Below are 17,038 nucleotides of genomic sequence, written 5' to 3' on the forward strand. Positions count from 1 at the left end.
ATGCAGCACGACCCCCATGCGAACACGCAGGTCACCGAGGTGGCCCTGCCCGCAGCACTGACGGAGCCGCTGCCCGACGACGCGAGCACCGCGACGATCGTCGCGCGCACCGCGGCGGAGACCGCACTCGGCGTGCCCGGCGTGCACCACCTCGGCGGGATCGCCGCCCGTGCCGCCGACCAGCTGCGGAAGCAGCTCGGCCGCTCGGCGGGCACCGCCGGCGTGCAGGTCGACGAACAGGACGGCGAGCTCAGTGTCCAGGTCGCCGTCGTCGTCAGCTACCCGCACCCGGTGCTCGACGTCGCCGCCGAGGTCCGGCAGCAGGTGCGCGCAGCGACGCGCCAGCTGTCCGACCTGCACACCACGGTCGACGTGCGCGTCCTCGACGTGCACGGCCCGTTCGACGACGAGCAGTCCCCGCTGGGTCGCGCCGCCGAGCAGACGACCGACGCCCTCAAGCAGGCGGCCGAGTCGACCGGCGACGCCGTCAAGCGGGCCGCCGAGACGACCGCGGACGCCACGAAGCGCGCTGCCACGGCCACAGCGGACGCGACGAAGCAGGCTGCCGACGCCACCGCTGACGCCACCAAACAGGCAGCGTCCGCCACCGCCGACGCCACCAAGCGCGCTGCCGACGCCACCGCCGACACGACGAAGCGTGCCGTCGACGCCGCTGCCGAGACCGGCGAGCGTGTTCGCGACTCCGCCTCGGAGTCCCTCGCCCGCGCATCGGAACAGGCCGCCGACGCGGCATCGTCCGCGAAGGACGCCGCCGAACAGGCCCGCGACGTCGTCGTCGAGACAGCTGGCACGACCCGCGACCGGGCCGCCGACGCCGCCGATGCCGCGGCCGAATCGGCTGACGACGCCGCCGACGCCGCAGCGGCACCGCGGCACCGGGACCAGCCGTGACCACCGCCTGGTCCGGAGGGCGCCGGTCCCGCGACCGGCGCCCCCGACCCCGCGGCGTCTGGATCGCCAGCGGCATCGGGGTCTTCCTCGTGCTCGCCATCGCGGTCGGCGGCTTCCTGCCACTGGTGGGGTTCCTGGGCGGGGTCACCGCCACGACCGCCGGCCTCGTGCCGTTCCCGTTCGTCCGCGTCACCCTCATCGCCCTGCTCGGCGCGGTCGTGGTGCTCGCCCTGCTCCTGCTCGCCCTGACCCGCCGGCACACCGCCACCGCGACGACCGCCGTCGTGCTCGCTGTCCTGGTGAGCGTGGCCGTCACCCTGGTCCCCGTCGTCCTGGTCGCCGTCGGGTCCGCCGACCGCGCGGGCGACGTCTGGCCGATCGTCACGGAGCTCTGGAACCGCTTCACCGGCTGACGTCGTGCACACGGCGACGGCCTGGAGGCCCGCCCCACCCGACCACGTCGGCCCACCCGGGTGGTCCTCCGGTCCACTGCCCGTCCGCTAGCCTCGCGACGTGAAGCGTCTCTCCCCCGGCCAGCGCTGGGTCATCGGTCTCGGCGCGTTCGCGCTCGTCTGTCTCGTCGTCGGGATCATCGCGTTCGCGGTCGGCTTCCCCTGGGGCGGCGTCGTCGGCATCATCGGGCTGCTGCACCTCGGCCTGACCGGCCTGGCCGGTGCACTCGTCTGGACCTCGACCCCGGCGATCGCGCCGCGTCCCGTCAAGCGTCCGACGCCGCGCCCCGGAGCGACGCACCGGGTCTTCTCGTACGGCACCCTCCAGCAGCCCCTGGTGCAGGAGTCCCTGTTCGGCGACCACGTCCCGACGACCGCGGACTCCCTGCCCGGCTGGCGACTCGACTGGGTGACGATCACCGACCCGGACGTCATCCGGACGAGCGGCTCCGACCGGCACCCGATCCTGCGCCGCGGCGCCGCGGGCGACGTCGTCGAGGGCGTGGCCCTGACGCTCGGGTACGAGTGGCAGCTCCGCGCGGTCGACGACTACGAGGTCGCCGACTACCAGCGCATCCGGGTCACGCTGGCCTCGGGCTGGACGGCCTGGGTCTACGTGGCGGCCGACGAAGCCTGAGCCGCAACGCGCAGCCGCTCCAGCCCCTCGTCGATCGACACCGACGGGGTCCACTGCAGGTCGCGCCGGGTCCGCCGCTGGTCGAACCAGTGCGCGGTCGAGAGCTGTTCGGCCAGGAACCGGGTCATCGGCGGCTCGTCCTCGCCCGGTCGGACACGCCAGACGGCCTCGACCACCGATCCCGCGATCCGGGCGACCGCCGCCGGCACGTTCCACTGCGGCGGTCGGACGCCCGACGCCGTGCAGATGCCGGCGAGCAGGTCGGCGACGGGTCGGGGCTCACCGTTCGTGACGACGTACGCGTTGCCGTGGACGCCGTCGTCCGTGGCGTGCTCGAGCGACGCGACCATGGCCGTCGCGGCGTTGTCGACGTAGAGCGTGTCGATGAGCGCGGCGCCGGAGTCGAGCAGTGGGAGTCGTCCGGCCCGGGCCCGCTCGACGATCCGTCCGACGAGCTGCGTGTCACCCGGCCCCCACACCAGGTGCGGCCGGACCGCCACGACGGCGAAGTCCGGGGCGTCGGCGTCGAGTGCCAGCAGCTCCGCCGCGGCCTTGGTGCGGGCGTAGTCGCCACGGGCACGGGACGGTTCGGCAGGTCCGGCGTCGGCCCCGACGAGCGAAGAACCGGTGTGCGCGACCGACGGCGACGACACGAAGACGAAGCGCGCGGCCCCGGCGGCACGGGCGGCTCGCAGCAGTGATCGCGTCCCGTCGACGTTCACGCGCGCGAAGTCGGCTGGGTCCCCGGCGAGCGACACCTTGGCGGCCAGGTGCACGACGGCTTCGACCCCGCCGACCGCGCGGGCGAGCGCGGCGTCGTCGGTCATCGTGCCGGCGACGTCCTGCACCCCGGCGACGCCCGAGGGACGGCGCTGGAAGGTGCGGACCTCGTGCCCGGCGTCCCGCACGGCCGCGGCGGTGGCCTGCCCGAGGAACCCGCTTGCCCCGGTGACCAGGACCTTCACGGCCGGACCATCCGTCCGCCGGACAGCACCGAGCCGGCCCAGCGCGACAGCCGGGTGCGATCGACCTTCGAGTTGTGCCGGATGTCGGTCGGCAGCACGGGCACGACGAGCACCGCGGCGAGCCGGACCCCGGCGGCAGCGCGGACCGCGGCGGCGAGCTGCGGCGACGCCAGACCCGGCCGGCGCCCGGCGGGTTCGGTCTCGACGACGGCCACCACCTGCTGCGTGCCGATCGGACCGATGCCCGCCACCCCGGCACGTCCGACACCGTCGACGCCCTCGATCCGCTGCTCCGGCCCGACCGGTGTGACGACCCCGTCGGGCGTGGTGAGCACGTGCTGCAGCCGGCCTTCGACCCAGACCCGTCCCGCGGAGTCGAGGTGTCCGACGTCCCCGGTGCGGTGCCCGCGCGGGTCGTCGACCCCGAGGCGCGAGACCCGGTCGGTGCGCCAGAGCCGGTCGTAGTGGTCGCGCACGTGCGGTGCCGCGACGACGATCTCGCCGGTGACCCCGGGCGCGTCCGTCAGGGCTCCGGTCGCGCGACCGGAACCGTCGAGCGGCGCGATGCGGACGCGGACGTTCTCCGCCGGCACCCCGACGCAGATCCCCTCGTCGTCGGACCGGCCGGCGGCGCGGACCCCGTCCAGGTCGACGTCGGTCATGAGCAGCCCCTCGGTCATGCCGTAGGGGGTGTGGGCAGTGGCGTTCGGCATCAGCTCGGTCGCCGCGGTCAGCAGCGCGGCCGACACGGGAGCGCCGGCCGACAGGAACAGCCGCACGCCCCGCAGCGCCGCACGGTCGGCGTCGGTGAGCTCCGACGCCGTCTCGACCACGTTGGCCAGCGCTGCCGGCGACAGGAACACCACGGTGGCATCGGCGGCGGCGACCGACGCAGCGACCGCCTTCGCCGTGAGCGTGCGCGGTGCGGTGACGTCCATGTCCGGCGCGACCGACCCGGCGCCGAGGGCCGGGCCGAGCAGCGCGAACGGTGCGAACCCGGCGACGAGTCCGGTGCCGACCCCGACGTCGTACTGGGTGGCAAGGGCGTCCCGGACGGCACTCAGCTGCCCGTGCGTGTACACGACGCCCTTCGCCGGGCCGGTCGATCCCGAGGTGAACAGCACCGCGGCGGGCGCGTCCGGCGACGGCACCGCCGGCAGTTCCGCCCCGTGCGCGAGACGACGCGCACCACGTCGGGCGACGTCGACGAGCGTGTGCTCGACGCGCAGCGCCCTCCGTGCCGGTGCGGGCAGCGAGACCGTCGCGATGCGTCGCCCCGGCCAGCCGAGGGCACGCGCGGCACCGAGGCCGGGCAGCGCGCCGATGATCCAGTCGGGTCGGGCACCGCGGACCGCGCGGGTCAGGCCGCCGAGGCCGAGACCGGCATCGGCGACGACGACGACCGCCCCGATCCGCACGCAGGCGTACAGGACGGCGGTCAGGTCGGCACCGGGGGTCACCAGGAGCGAGACACGGTCGCCGCTCCGGACCCCCAGGTCGTCCAGCCCGGCGGCGATCTCGTCGACCCGTCGGGCGAGCAGCCGCCACGTGATCGTGCGAGGACCGCCCGGGGCGGCCATCTCGACCAGGGCGGGCTCGTCACTCCCCCGCAGCTCGTCGAGCCGCGCCCAGAGCGGCGGCGTCGCCGCGGCGGGCCGGTCCGTGTCCACGGGTCCGGACTGGAGGCCCGGGTCGGCCTGTGCAGGACGGCCACCGTCCGGCAGGCGGTCACCGAGCCAGTCGAACACCGCGCCCGCCACGTCGGCGTCATCAGGCAGCAGGTGCCCGGCGCCCTCGAACCGGTGGACGTCGGCGTGCGGCATCCGCTCGGTCAGGTCGTCCAGGTAGCGCTCGAGGAACACCGGGTCACGCGGACCCCAGAGCAGGAGCGCCGGCACGTCGAGCGCCGCCACACCCGCAGCGATGCGGTCGAGCTCCGGCGCACTCCGGTGCCGGGCGTCGACAGGGATGTCCGCGACGAAGCCGCCGATGCCACCGCGCCGCGCGGCACCACGGTAGGGCGCCCGGTAGCCGTCGGCCGTGGCACGGTCGAGCTTCGGGTGCGCGATGGCCAGGGTGGTCTCGAGGAACGCCGGCGTCACGACCGTCGCGCGGCCGAGCATGCCGGGGCCGAGGGCGAGCCGCAGCGGTGCCGGGATCGGGGCCTCGTCGGGCTGGTGCACCGCGGTGTTGCACGTCATCGCGGCGGCCAGGACGTCCGGGTGGTCGACCGCCCAGCCGAGCGACACCACACCACCCCAGTCGTGGCCGAGGGTGACGACCGGGCCGGTCAGCCCGAGTTCGTCGGTCAGGGCACCGAGGTCCGCGACGCGCTGCGGCAGCCCCCGCTCGACGCCGGTGCGCTCCGAGAAGCCCATGTCGAGCTGGTCGACGGCGACCACGCGCCAGGCCGGGCCGCCGGCCTGGGCGACCTCGAGCGAGGTGCGGAGCACCGACCGCCAGAGGTACGACCAGGTCGGGTTGCCGTGCACGCACAGGATGGTGCCGACCGGTTCCACGCCGAGCGCGGCCAGGGACCCGGCCGTGTCGAGGAGGTGCCAGGTGCGCGCGGCGCGATCCGTTCCTCCCCTGCGATCTCCGGACCACGCGGGGACCGTGACCAGACGCGACCACGCCGGGTCAAGGCCGGGCAGGGAGGGTGGCTGCGTCGCCGGAGCCGTGCTCGCGGCGACGCGGGGCAACCGGGACCTCACCAGTGGAGTTCCATCATCGCCGTGTTGATGCCGGAGCCGACGCCGCCCAGGAACACGCGGTCACCGCGACAGATGCCGCCGGAGGCGACCTCGTCGGCCAGGGTGATCGGGATCGACGCGGGGCCGACGTTGCCGAACCGCTGGTAGGTGGTGGGGACCTTGTCGCGCGGGATGCCGATCGCCTCGACGAAGGCGTTGGTGTGCACGTCGGAGACCTGGTGCAGCACGTAGCGGTCCATGTCGGCCCAGTCGAAGTGGGCGCGGGCCTCGGTCCAGGCGGCGACGACGAGCTCCATGCCGCCCTTGAGCAGCATCTTGGCGTCCGTGAACATGCCGTCGACGCTGCCGACGCACAGGTCGTACCACTGGGTCGCCGCGCGGGTGACGCCGCCGACGATCCGGTGTCCTTCGGGGTGCAGGTCCGCCGGGCCGAGCACGGCCGCCGCGGCGCCGGACCCGAGGGTCAGGCTGGCGAACTCGCTCATGAAGTCCTTGCGGTTCCGCCCGCCCTGGTTCAGGCGGTCGATGGTGTTGAGCTGCACCTGGTCGGCGTCCTCGCCGTCGACGACGAGCGCGTACTTGATCTGCCCGGAGTCGATCATGCCCGCGGCGACGCTCATGGCGTTGACGAACCCGAGGCACGCGTTCGCGATGTCGAAGTTGATGGCCGACGACGGCAGCCCGAGCCCGTGGTGCAGGCGGACGGCCACCGACGGCTCCAGGTGCGGACGGGTCACCGAGGTGTTGATGAGCAGGCCGATCTCGTCCGGACGCACCCCGGCCTCGGCCATGGCACGGCGGCCGGCGTCGATCGCGGCGTCCTGGAAGGTCTGGCCCTCGCCCCAGTTGCGACGTTCGATGACCCCGGCGACGCGCTCGAGCAGTCCCATCGGCAGACGGAGTCGACGGAGGACCCCACGCAGCTTGGCCTCGATGTCGGCCGAGGTCGTCACACGCTCCGCCGTGGTGGTCGCCACGGAGAGCAGTGAGACGTTCCGGTGCTTCGCCGTGGCGTTGCCGGGCTGCTCCGGTTCACTGCTCGATGCCTGGTCGACCGGCCGTTCCGTCATGATCGTCACCGACACATACTTCCGCATCTGGCCTGTGTGCGCGATCCGGATGCGCTGGACGGCTCCGGATCAGATGTCCTTCGGCAGCTTCCGCACCTTCGCACGCCGCTTGCGACGCTCCGGGATCATCGACCGCATCTCCTCGAGCTTGCCGAAGCAGAGCAGGCGGTCGCCCGGCTCGAGGGCGACGCCACTGCGCGGGTTCGGGATGACGTTCGAGCCGCGGTGCAGCGTGAGGACCGTGATGTCGCGGTCCCAGAGCCCGGACTCCTTGATCGTCTTGCCGACCAGGTCGGCGTTCGTGTGCACGAGGAGCTCGGCGACGCCGTAGCCCGTCGAGACGGACAGCCGCTGGCGGACGTCGATCTCGGGGAACGCGACCTGGTTCGCGATGAAGTCGACGATCGCACCGGCGATGTCGAGGCCGGTGGCGCGCTCGACGCCCTCGAGCCCCGGTGAGGAGTTGACCTCCATCACGAGCGGCCCGTCGTTGCCCTCGAGCATGTCGACGCCGGCGACCTTCAGGCCCATGATCTGCGCCGAACGGACGGCCACGGCCTCGTACTCGGGCGTGAGCGTGACCTTCTCGACGGTGCCGCCGCGGTGCACGTTCGACCGGAACTCGTCACCCGAGGCGGTCCGGCGCATCGCCGCGACGACCCGGTCACCGACGACCAGGGCACGGATGTCCCGGCCGCGGCTCTCGGCGATGAACCGCTGGATCAGGACGTTCTGCTTGGTGGAGTGCAGGGTCTCGACGATCGACTCGGCGACCTTCGCCTCGGGTGCCAGGATCACGCCGATGCCCTGCGTGCCTTCGAGGAGCTTGATGACGACGGGCGCGCCGCCGACCCGCTCGATCGCGCCGCGCACGTCGTTGCGGCCGGCCACGAACGTCGTCGCCGGCATGCCGATGTCGTGCCGCGACAGGATCTGGTTCGCCCGGAGCTTGTCACGCGAGTTCGTGATGCCGTTCGCCGTGTTCGGCGTGTAGACGTCCATCTGCTCGAACTGCCGCACGACGGCGGTGCCGTAGTAGGTGATCGAGTTGCCGATGCGCGGCAGCACGGCGTCGTAGTCGCTCAGCAGCTTGCCGCGGTAGAGCAGGTCCGGGTCGTCACCGGACAGGTCGATCGCGAAGCGCAGCGTGTTGAGCACCTTGACCTCGTGCCCGCGGTCGAGTGCCGCTGCGCGGAGGCGCTGGGTCGAGTACGCCTGGGGCGCACGCGACAGGATGGCGAGTTTCATCGAGGGGTTCTCCGCTGGGTCGGATCGACGGCGACGCTCCATCAAAGCATGAGGACGTGGCCGCGGAGCATGCGACAGGATGGGCACATGGCCCGAGCTCCGAAGTCCTCCGACAGCGGGCTCGTCGTCGCCGGGTGGCGGGAGTGGGCGGGCCTGCCGGACCTCGGCGTGCCGTGGATCAAGGTGAAGCTCGACACCGGCGCCCGGAGCTCCGCGTTGCACGCCTTCGACCTCGAGGAACTGCCCGGCGAGCGGGTCCGGTTCTCGCTGCACCCCTGGCAGGACACCGATGCCGACGCCGCCACGATCGAGTGCGACGTGCACGACCGGCGCGTCGTCCGCAGCTCCACCGGGCACACCCAGGAACGCATCGTGGTGCTGACGCAGATCGCCCTGGCCGGGCGCGTCGTCGAGTCCGAGGTCACGCTGAGCAACCGCGACCAGATGGGCTTCCGGATGCTCGTCGGGCGCGAGGCGCTCCGGCAGGGCTTCCTCGTCGATCCTGCGCGGTCCTTCGTGGCCGGGCGGGCTCCGAAGGAGATCCGGCGCCGCAACCGCGGGCGCGCCTGAGCGGTCCTGGTCACCCGGCACGGGCCGTTGCCGCGACCGGTCGACGGCCTGGAGGCGCGGTGCGGGGCCGCCACGGGCCTCCCGTCCGCCGCGACGCGCGTCCGGGGCGTGGCTCGGGTCAGCGGCCCAGGTGGCGGCCGAGGAAGGCGAGCTGCTGGGGCGCCAGGCGGCGCCAGTAGCCGTGCGTGTGGCCGCCGGGTGCGAAGCCCCCGGCCGGCGGCTCGGCGAAGCCGTCGACGTAGGCGTGCACCGCCGGCGCGAACCCGTCGCCGTTGCCGCAGTCGACGCGGACCGCGACGCCGTCGAGCGCACGCTGCCGCCCGAGGACGGTGTTCGCGCGGAAGTCGGCCGCGTCGTCGAAGGCGCCGCGGGCGGTGTCCGCGGCCGACTTCCAGAGCGCGGGGCTGATGGCCGAGACGGCCCGGACGCGCGCGGCGCCGAGGACCCCTGCGAGCCGGAGCGCGCCGAAGCCACCCATCGAGTAGCCGGTCACGGCGAGGCGGTCGGTGTCGTACCCGCGGCGGGCGATCAGGGGCAGGAACTCGTCGACGACCATCGCGGCGGGGTCGTCCCCGTCGGCTCGTGGGTGCCAGTACCGGTTGCCGCCGTCGATCGAGGCGATCGCGAACGGGGCTCCGCCGGCGGCCACGTGCGCCGCGAGGAACCGGTCGTAGCCCAGGCTGCGCCCGAAGAACGAGGTGTGGTCGTCGCCGTACCCGTGCAGGGCGACCGCCACCGGCAAGGGGGTGTCGGACGCCGGTGCCGCGATCGTCCAGCCGACGGTGCGGCCCTTCCGCGCCGCCGACACGAAGGTGCCGGAGGTCGTGGGGACGGGCTCGACGTCGGGGACCGTGCCGTCGGTGCCGTCCAGACCGAGGACCCGGTACATGGTCGAGCGCCCGGGCAGCAGTCCGAGGTTGATCGCCTCGGCCACGGCTCCCGCGGCGACGACGCCCGTCCCGCCGATCAGCAGGGAGCGGCGGGTGATCGTGGCAGCACGCGATCGGGTCATGGGGTGGGCGCCGTTCCGTCGGGGGTGGTGTGTTCCCGGATGAGGGACGCGGCGACGGACCGTGCCGTCGTCGTGTCGAGCGCGGGGTCGCGCAACCGCATCGCAAGGGAACCGGAGACGATGAGGAGCAGCTGGTCGGCGAGGGCCTCGGCACGGGGACCGACCACCGGCGCGGCCCGCGACACGAGCCGCTGCCGCAACGTGGTGGTCTCGAGGTCCAGGACCTGCCGGACCTCGGCGGGCGCGTCCGCGTACTCGGCGGCGGTGCCGAGGAAGGCGCACCAGCGGGAGCCCGTGGGCGTCGAGCGGTAGTCGTCGAGGGCGTCGAACACGGCCAGCAGCCGGCCCAGGTCGTCCCGTTCTGCGGCGACCGCACGGTCCCAGGTGGCGATCCAGTCGTCGTGGCGACGGGTGAGCGCCGCGGCGACGAGTGCCTCCTTGCTCGCGTAGCCGCGGTAGAGCGTCGCCGTCGAGACCCCGGCCCGTTCGAGGACGGCGTCGATCGGGGTGGCGGCGATCCCCTGCGAGAAGAAGAGCTCCTCGGCGGCGTCGAGCAGCCGTTGCTCGGTTCCTGGGCGCATCACCATGACAGCACCCTAGGGTCTGAAAAGTGAAACGATCGTTTTCGTTGCGACATCGACTGCTCCTCGTGAGCGGACTCGGCCTGATCGCGGCCACCTACGGCCTGGTGCGGCTGGCGTACGGGCTGTTCCTGCCCGACGCGCAACGCGACCTGGGGCTCCGGTCCGACGCCGCCGGATGGGTCTCGTCGGGCGCCTCGGCGCTGTACTGCGTCGGTGCGGTCGCCGGGTTCCTGCTCGCCGCACGGATGCCCCGGGTCCTCGTCGCGGTTGCCACGCTGGTGGCGGGGGTCGGTGCGATCGCCATGGCCACCGCCGACGGTCCGGTGCCGTTCGGTGTCAGCGCAGTGCTCGCGTCGGCAGGCGCCGGGCTCGCGTCCCCCGCACTCGTGCGACTCGTCGAGGAGCAGGTGCCGTCCGCGTTGCTCGGTCGAGCGCAGGCGGTCGTGAACGCCGGCACCGGACCGGGGCTCGTGGGCGCCGGGGTCCTCGCGCTCGTGCTGCTGCCCGACTGGCGGACGGCCTGGGCGGTGTCCGCGGTGTTCGCCCTGGCCGTCGGAACCCTGTTGCTCGTGGTGTCCCGGGGTGGTGCGGCGACATCCCGGCCCCCACTGCCCGGTGCTCCGTGGTTCGCGGCGCACCGAGGGGTCATCGTGCTGGCGCTGCTGTTCGGGGCCGGGTCCGCCGTCGTCTGGACCTACGGTCGTTCGGCCCTGGTGGACGCCGGTGCGTCGGTCGTGGTCTCGGTGTCGGCCTGGATCGCGCTCGGGGTCGGCGGAGCGGCCGTCGTGGTCACTGCGCGGTGGACGAACGGACTGCACGCCCGGACCCTCTGGGCGGTCACGGCGGGCTCGGTCGCCGTCGCCGTCGTCGTGCTGGGGGCCTTGCCGCAGTCGACGGTCGCAGCACTGCTGGCGTGTGCCGTGTTCGGTTGGGGCTACACGGCGGCGACCGGGGCGCTGATCGCGTGGACGACCGAGATCGACTCCGAGCGGTCGTCGGCCGGCACGTCGATGCTGTTCGTCGCACTCGTGCTCGGGCAGGCCGTCGGCGCGGCGGGTGCCGGAGCGCTCGTCGGTGCGATCGGGTTCGTCGCGACGTTCGTGGTCGGGGCCGTCGTGACCGCGGCGAGCGCCGTCCCCGCGGTGGTCCGTCGGCCGGGTGGGGTCCGTGCCGTCAGAGCAGCGGGCGGAGCTCGATCTTCCGGTTGCACGCCTGCGACGCCTGTTGGGCCACCCGGGCCGCCGTCTCGGCGTCCGGGAGCTCCATGACCCAGAAGCCGGCGACGTACTCGTCGGTGGCGGTCGCGGGTCCGGTCGTGGCGCGCCCGGCCGTCGCGGGGCCGGTGGCCGCGTCGCCCGCACCTGCACGGGCGTCGACCAGGGTGGCGTCGGCCGGTGCGGAGACCCCGGCCGCGAACACGATCGCGTCGGCCATCCGTTGGTTGAAGGCGTCGACCGCGGCGGCTTCGGCGTCGGTCGCGGAGTACGTGTTGCCGACGGCGGCGGCCTGGCCGTCGTCGATGACGTTGACGAGGAACTGCATGGCGTCTCCCCTGCTCGTTGGCGGGAGGCTACTCTCGTCGCGCACTGGCCGGCCCCTTCGCCCCGAAGCTGCGGTTCCACTGGGACATCCGCGCATGCGGCAGTTTCACGTTTACCATCTGTGAACATGAACACTTCCACTCGAGGAGCTGCAGCCGGGACTCGCCTCAGGCAAGGGCGCGGCTGGCAGACGCCGGTGTTCCTGTGCAGTGCCGCCCTGGTCGCGTCCTTCGTGTTCGTGGCCGAGGGGCTGGGTGCCCCGCGGCTGCCCGTCCTCGCGATTGCCGCTGTCGCCGTCATCGCACTGTGGCTCGTCGCGAGTACCCGGCGGGTCGTCCCCCGCGGAGGCAACCGACTGATGACCGTCGCCTGGGTCGCAACCGGCGTCCTCTACGTCCTCGCCGTTGCTCCGCTCGACGCCGCGGTGCTCCGAGGACTCGACGGGTCGACGTCGCTGATGGCATGGGGAGCGACCTCGCTCGTCGTCGCAGCTCCACTCATCGTGGCGGCAGCGCAGGCTCGGCCGCGGCGCCGATGACGAGCGGCGCCCACCCTCGGCACGAACTCGACGACCGGATCCACTCGCCGGTGCGGTTCTCACTGCTCGCCCTGCTCAGGACGGTGGACGAAGCGGAGTTCGGTGTCGTCCGGGACGCACTCGAGGTCAGCGACTCAACACTGTCCCAAGCAGCGGCGGTTCTGGGCGAGGCGGGGTTCCTCCGGGTCCGCAGGCTTCGCGTGGGGCGGAGCACGAGGAGCTGGCTCGCCCTCACCGACGCAGGACGGGATGCGTTCGAGCGGCACGTCGCCGTCATCCGGGCGATCGCCGAACCCGACGGGTGACCAGAGCACCGTGAAGCGAGCGGACGCCGAGCAGTCCAGCGTGATGGCGACATCGCACCGGGATTCCGCTAGCGTTCCGCGAGTGGGGACGACGGCGGAGTGGTCGCGACTGCCGGTGGGGCGGCACGAGTACCGACAGGACACGGTGCTCGCCGTGGTGCTGGCCGGTGGGCTCGCGCTCACGACGTTCCTGTACGGGTCGGCCGGCACGTACGGCGACGACCAGGCCGCCTGGTGGGTCTCGGCCCTGATGATCGTCGCGAACGCGGCACCGATCGCGTTCCGCCGACGGTTCCCCATGTCGGTGGCGTTGGTGTCGGCGGTGGCGTTCGCCGCGACGCAGCTGCTCCGTGTCCCCGAGGTCTTCCTCGTCAACTTCACGCTCTTCATCGCGCTGTACACGGTCGGAGCGTGGTGCTCGGACCGTGTCCGGTCGGAAGCGGTGCGCTGGGTCGTCATCGGTGGCATGTTCGCGTGGCTGTTCATCGCGATCTCGTTCGGGTGGGCGTCACCGAACTCCCTGCCGAACGACACGGACTCGCCCGTGGCGCCGTACGTGGCGTTCTCGCTGCTCAACATCTTCATCAACGTGATCTACTTCGGCGCCGCCTGGTACGCCGGCAACCGCGCCTGGGTCTCCGCCGTCGCGCGGCACCAGCTCGCCGAGCGCACCGCCGAACTCGCTGCGGAGCGGGAACGGTCGGCCGCGCAAGCGGTCACGATCGAGCGGGTGCGGATCGCCCGCGAGCTGCACGACGTCGTCGCCCACCACGTGTCGCTGATGGGTGTGCAGGCGGGTGCGGCACGGCGCGTGCTCGACCGCGACCCGGGGCAGGCGTCCGCATCGCTCGGGGTGGTGGAGGAGAACGCCCGTACCGCGGTGGAGGAGCTGCGGCGGATGCTCGGTACCCTGCGCTCCGACGACGATGCGGCCGGCGGCGGGACGACCGGTGGCGACGGGCCGAGCACCGAGGGCATCACGCGGATCGCCGAACTGGCCGAGTCGGCCCGGGTGGCCGGCCACCCCGCCGAGTACGTCGTCGTGGGTACCGAGCGCCCGGTGCCACCGACGGTGGCCGCCGTGGCGTACCGGATCGTGCAGGAAGCGGTGACGAACATCCTGAAGCACGCCGGACCGACCGCCCGCGCCGACGTCCGGCTGCGGTACCTGGACGACAGCGTCGAGGTCGAGGTCGCGGACGATGGACTCGGTGCCCGTGCAGCCCGGAGCACCTCCGGCAGCGGGCTCGGGCACGTCGGGATGCGGGAACGCGTCGACGCCGTGGACGGACGGATCGAGATCGGGCCACGCGCCCGGGGAGGCTACCTGGTGCGTGCATGGCTGCCGACGACGTGAACGGGACGGCCGACCTGACCATCGTGCTGGCCGACGACCAGGAACTCGTCCGTGCCGGGTTCCGCGTGATCCTGGAGTCCGAGCCGGGCCTCCGGGTGGTCGGAGAGGCGTCGGACGGAGCGCGGGCGGTCGAGGCCGTGCAGGCGCTTCGCCCCGACGTGGTCTGCCTCGACGTGCAGATGCCCGGCGTCGACGGGCTCGAGGCCGCGCGGCGGATCGCGGCGCTGCCGGACCCGCCGGCGGTGCTCATCCTCACGACGTTCGACAGCGACGATGCACTGTTCCAGGCGCTCGAGGCGGGAGCGAGCGGGTTCCTGCTGAAGAACGCCTCCCCCGAGCGGCTGATCGACGCGGTGCGGACCGTCGCCGCCGGGGACGCTCTGCTCGCGCCGGACGTCACGCGGCGGGTGATCAGCCGGGCGACGGCGACGACGCTGCCGGAGACCCGGCCCGAGCCGGCGACCACCGCGACGGCAGCGACGTCCGGCCGGGAGGCGCTCACCGCCGCCGGGCTCACCGAGCGGGAGACCGAGGTGCTGCGGCTCCTCGCCCGGGGCCTGAGCAACGCGGAGATCGCCGCCGAGCTCTACGTCGGGGACGCCACCGTGAAGACCCACGTGTCGAACGTGCTGCAGAAGCTCGCACTGCGCGACCGGATCCAGGCGGTCGTCTGGGCGTTCGAGCACGGCGTCGCCGGCTGACCGAGCCCGACCGATCCGGCACCGGCGGGACAAGTCCGCACGGTGCCGAGTTCGCAGACATCGCCGCACCGTGCGCCATCGTTCAACCCGTGCAGCGTTGACCGCACCGTGCCCCGCCAGCACGACGCACCGAGCAACCAAACCCGCACCAGCCCAACAAGCCCGCACCGTGCCCACCACCGCACCCCACGCCCGCACCGTGCGCCATCGTTCAACCCGTGCAGCGTTGACCGCACCGTGCCGCGCCAGCACGACGCACCGAGCAACCGAACCCGCACCAGCCGAACAAGCCCGCACCGTGCCGACTCGACGCACGCGCCCCGTACCCCGGCCGCACCCACCCCGCACGCTCCTCCCCCACGCGGTGGAGCCGACCACCCACCCAAGTCCCGCCTGGCGGCGGAGGCGGGGCGTGCCTCCCGGCCAATAGCGTCGGACGCAGCGACGACCAGCGTCGTGACGAAGGGGAACGACATGCTCACCATCGAAGGGGTGACCAAGCACTTCGGTGACCGCCGGGTGCTCGACGACGTGGGGTTCACGGTCGGCAGCGGCCGCCTCACCGGCTTCGTCGGCGGCAACGGTGCCGGCAAGACCACCACCATGCGCATCATGCTCGGCGTGCTCCAGGCCGACGCGGGCACGGTCTCGATCGACGGCACCGCGGTCCGTCCCGCCGACCGCCGCCGCTTCGGCTACATGCCCGAGGAACGCGGCCTGTACCCGAAGATGCCGGTGGCCGAGCAGATCACCTACCTGGCCCGGCTGCACGGCGTCGAGAAGCGCACCGCGACGATCCGCACCGGCGAACTGCTCGAACGACTCGAGCTCACGCAGCACGCCGGCGACGCCGTCGAGAAGCTCTCGCTCGGCAACCAGCAGCGCGTGCAGATCGCGGCGGCGCTGGCCCACGACCCCGAGGTGCTCGTGCTCGACGAGCCGTTCTCGGGCCTCGACCCGATGGCCGTCGACACGGTGCTCGGTGTCCTGCGCGAGACCGCCGCCCGTGGCGTCCCGGTGCTGTTCTCGAGCCACCAGCTCGACGTGGTCGAACGGCTGTGCGACGACGTCGTGGTCATCGCCGGTGGCACGATCCGCGCCGCCGGTCCGCAGGAGGAACTCCGCAAGCAGGCCGGCCCCGCCGCGTGGGAGCTGCTGGTCGACGGCGACGTCGCCTGGCTCCGCGACGAGCCGGGTGTGGCCGTGCGGGAGTTCGACGGCGGCTACGCGGTCTTCGAGGCCGACGCCGCCACCGCCCAGCGCGTCCTGCAGCGTGCCGTCCAGCACGGCTCCGTCGGGTCGTTCTCGCCGCGGGTGCCGCGGCTCAGCGAGGTCTTCCGGGAGGTCGTCCGATGAACAGCTCCTTCGTGCAGGCCGTGCGGCTCGTCTCCGCACGCGAGATCCAGGCACGCATCCGCAGCAAGGCCTTCGTGGTCTCGGCACTCATCCTGATCGGCATGGTGGTCGCCTCGATCGTCGTCGGCGGGATCGTGAGCAAGGCCACCGCCGACGACACCACCGCGGTCGCGGTCGTCGACGGTGTCGCGCTGCCGACCACCAGTGGGCTCGACGTCACGAAGTCGGCATCGGTCGACGACGCCGAACGGCTCGTCACGAAGGGCGACGTCGACGCCGCGATCGTGCCGTCGGACGACCCGCTCGGCTACAAGGTCGTCGGGCTCGACGAGGCCCCGTCCGAGGTCGTCTCGGCGTTGAGCGTCACCCCGCGCATCGAGCTGCTCGACCCGGACGCGCTGCCGGGTGGGCTGGTCTACCTCATCGCGATCGCGTTCGGCGTCGTGTACTTCGCGTCGGCGGTGACGTTCGGCCAGTCGATCGCGCAGAGCGTGGTCGAGGAGAAGTCGACGCGGGTGGTCGAGATCCTGATGTCCGCGATCCCGGCCCGGGCGCTGCTCGCCGGCAAGGTGCTCGGCAACAGCGTCATGGCGTTCGCCCAGATCGTCGCGGTGGCCGTCGCCGCCATCGTCACCCTGGCGGTGACCGGGCAGGACAACACGTTCGCGATGCTCGGCCCGAGCATCCTGTGGTTCATCGGCTTCTTCGCGATCGGGTTCGTGCTGCTGGCGTCCCTGTTCGCGGCCGCCGCCGTGCTGGTGTCCCGGCAGGAGGACGTCGGCAGCGTCACCACCCCGGTGATGATGCTCGTGATGATCCCGTACTTCCTGATCATCGTCGCGTACGACAACCCGACGATCCTCGGCATCATGTCGTACGTGCCGTTCAGCGCCCCGATCGGCATGCCGATGCGGATCTTCCTGGGGACGGCCGAGTGGTGGGAGCCGATCCTGTCGCTCGTCATCGTCGCCGCTTCGGTGGTCGCGGTCGTGGTCATCGGTGCCCGCGTCTACGAGAACGCGCTGCTCCGCACCGGCAGTCGCGTGAAGCTGTCGGAGGCGCTGCGCGGCTGACGC

The 17,038-nt window shown here is 73.0% G+C and carries 18 protein-coding genes; 11 read left to right on the forward strand and 7 right to left on the reverse strand.

Annotated features, from left to right (window positions below; translation table 11 throughout):
- The 3 genes from ACL00U_RS13860 (at position 1) to ACL00U_RS13870 (ending at position 2,001) form a co-directional block, all read left to right on the forward strand.
- On the forward strand, positions 1–912 hold the full coding sequence (locus tag ACL00U_RS13860) for an Asp23/Gls24 family envelope stress response protein (RefSeq protein ID WP_259494100.1): 912 nt from the start codon (positions 1–3) through the stop codon (positions 910–912).
- The gene (locus ACL00U_RS13865; RefSeq protein ID WP_259494101.1) at positions 909–1,325 is read left to right on the forward strand and encodes an MFS transporter permease; all 417 of its coding nucleotides are present in this window, start codon (positions 909–911) and stop codon (positions 1,323–1,325) included. Before ACL00U_RS13860 ends, ACL00U_RS13865 begins: the two co-directional genes overlap by 4 nt.
- Positions 1,326–1,425: 100 nt before the next feature.
- Positions 1,426–2,001: a gamma-glutamylcyclotransferase family protein gene (locus tag ACL00U_RS13870; RefSeq protein ID WP_412873508.1), complete on the forward strand. Its 576-nt coding sequence runs from the start codon at positions 1,426–1,428 to the stop codon at positions 1,999–2,001.
- Here ACL00U_RS13870 and ACL00U_RS13875 read toward each other — a convergent pair.
- From ACL00U_RS13875 to ACL00U_RS13890, 4 genes are all read right to left on the reverse strand, one after another.
- Entirely contained in the window at positions 1,977–2,966 is a 990-nt protein-coding gene (locus ACL00U_RS13875; protein WP_412873509.1) for an NAD-dependent epimerase/dehydratase family protein, read from the reverse strand. The genes ACL00U_RS13870 and ACL00U_RS13875 overlap by 25 nt on opposite strands.
- Positions 2,963–5,668, reverse strand: coding sequence for an alpha/beta fold hydrolase (locus ACL00U_RS13880; RefSeq protein ID WP_412874072.1), 2,706 nt, complete (start codon positions 5,666–5,668; stop codon positions 2,963–2,965). The genes ACL00U_RS13875 and ACL00U_RS13880 overlap by 4 nt, the downstream gene beginning before the upstream one ends.
- Before the next feature lie 8 nt (positions 5,669–5,676).
- Positions 5,677–6,750 (reverse strand): 3-oxoacyl-ACP synthase III, encoded by a 1,074-nt coding sequence (locus ACL00U_RS13885; protein ID WP_412874073.1) that lies wholly within the window; start codon positions 6,748–6,750, stop codon positions 5,677–5,679.
- A gap of 69 nt (positions 6,751–6,819) precedes the next feature.
- On the reverse strand, positions 6,820–7,998 hold the full coding sequence (locus tag ACL00U_RS13890; protein WP_412873510.1) for a RimK family alpha-L-glutamate ligase: 1,179 nt from the start codon (positions 7,996–7,998) through the stop codon (positions 6,820–6,822).
- 87 nt (positions 7,999–8,085) lie between these two features.
- On the opposite strand from ACL00U_RS13890, the gene ACL00U_RS13895 reads away from it, so the two are divergent.
- Positions 8,086–8,568 carry an ATP-dependent zinc protease gene (locus ACL00U_RS13895; protein WP_017886827.1) on the forward strand — a complete coding sequence of 161 codons (483 nt, stop codon included), beginning with the start codon at positions 8,086–8,088 and terminating at the stop codon, positions 8,566–8,568.
- Positions 8,569–8,686: 118 nt separating this feature from the next.
- On the opposite strand, the gene ACL00U_RS13900 is transcribed toward ACL00U_RS13895, so the two are convergent.
- On the reverse strand, positions 8,687–9,580 hold the full coding sequence (locus ACL00U_RS13900; RefSeq protein ID WP_042537689.1) for an alpha/beta hydrolase: 894 nt from the start codon (positions 9,578–9,580) through the stop codon (positions 8,687–8,689).
- A complete protein-coding gene (locus tag ACL00U_RS13905) occupies positions 9,577–10,167 on the reverse strand; it encodes a TetR/AcrR family transcriptional regulator (RefSeq protein WP_017886829.1) in 591 nt (196 codons plus the stop codon). Before ACL00U_RS13905 ends, ACL00U_RS13900 begins: the two co-directional genes overlap by 4 nt.
- A gap of 62 nt (positions 10,168–10,229) precedes the next feature.
- On the opposite strand from ACL00U_RS13905, the gene ACL00U_RS13910 reads away from it, so the two are divergent.
- The gene (locus tag ACL00U_RS13910) at positions 10,230–11,432 is read left to right on the forward strand and encodes an MFS transporter (protein ID WP_214585129.1); all 1,203 of its coding nucleotides are present in this window, start codon (positions 10,230–10,232) and stop codon (positions 11,430–11,432) included.
- On the opposite strand, the gene ACL00U_RS13915 is transcribed toward ACL00U_RS13910, so the two are convergent.
- Positions 11,338–11,706, reverse strand: coding sequence for a YciI family protein (locus ACL00U_RS13915; protein ID WP_214585128.1), 369 nt, complete (start codon positions 11,704–11,706; stop codon positions 11,338–11,340). The genes ACL00U_RS13910 and ACL00U_RS13915 overlap by 95 nt on opposite strands.
- A 126-nt stretch (positions 11,707–11,832) precedes the next feature.
- On the opposite strand from ACL00U_RS13915, the gene ACL00U_RS13920 reads away from it, so the two are divergent.
- The 6 genes from ACL00U_RS13920 (at position 11,833) to ACL00U_RS13945 (ending at position 17,035) form a co-directional block, all read left to right on the forward strand.
- Positions 11,833–12,243 (forward strand): hypothetical protein, encoded by a 411-nt coding sequence (locus ACL00U_RS13920; protein ID WP_152427231.1) that lies wholly within the window; start codon positions 11,833–11,835, stop codon positions 12,241–12,243.
- A complete protein-coding gene (locus ACL00U_RS13925) occupies positions 12,240–12,548 on the forward strand; it encodes a transcriptional regulator (RefSeq protein ID WP_194590784.1) in 309 nt (102 codons plus the stop codon). Before ACL00U_RS13920 ends, ACL00U_RS13925 begins: the two co-directional genes overlap by 4 nt.
- An 82-nt stretch (positions 12,549–12,630) precedes the next feature.
- The gene (locus ACL00U_RS13930) at positions 12,631–13,905 is read left to right on the forward strand and encodes a sensor histidine kinase (RefSeq protein WP_412873511.1); all 1,275 of its coding nucleotides are present in this window, start codon (positions 12,631–12,633) and stop codon (positions 13,903–13,905) included.
- Positions 13,887–14,606: a response regulator gene (locus ACL00U_RS13935; RefSeq protein ID WP_412873512.1), complete on the forward strand. Its 720-nt coding sequence runs from the start codon at positions 13,887–13,889 to the stop codon at positions 14,604–14,606. Before ACL00U_RS13930 ends, ACL00U_RS13935 begins: the two co-directional genes overlap by 19 nt.
- Positions 14,607–15,080: 474 nt before the next feature.
- Complete coding sequence (locus ACL00U_RS13940; RefSeq protein ID WP_412873513.1) at positions 15,081–15,962, forward strand: ABC transporter ATP-binding protein; 882 nt, start codon at positions 15,081–15,083, stop codon at positions 15,960–15,962.
- Complete coding sequence (locus ACL00U_RS13945; protein WP_071251241.1) at positions 15,959–17,035, forward strand: ABC transporter permease; 1,077 nt, start codon at positions 15,959–15,961, stop codon at positions 17,033–17,035. The genes ACL00U_RS13940 and ACL00U_RS13945 overlap by 4 nt, the downstream gene beginning before the upstream one ends.
- Positions 17,036–17,038: the final 3 nt, after the last annotated feature.

Source organism: Curtobacterium poinsettiae, from assembly GCF_047226435.1.
Taxonomy (GTDB): domain Bacteria; phylum Actinomycetota; class Actinomycetes; order Actinomycetales; family Microbacteriaceae; genus Curtobacterium; species Curtobacterium poinsettiae.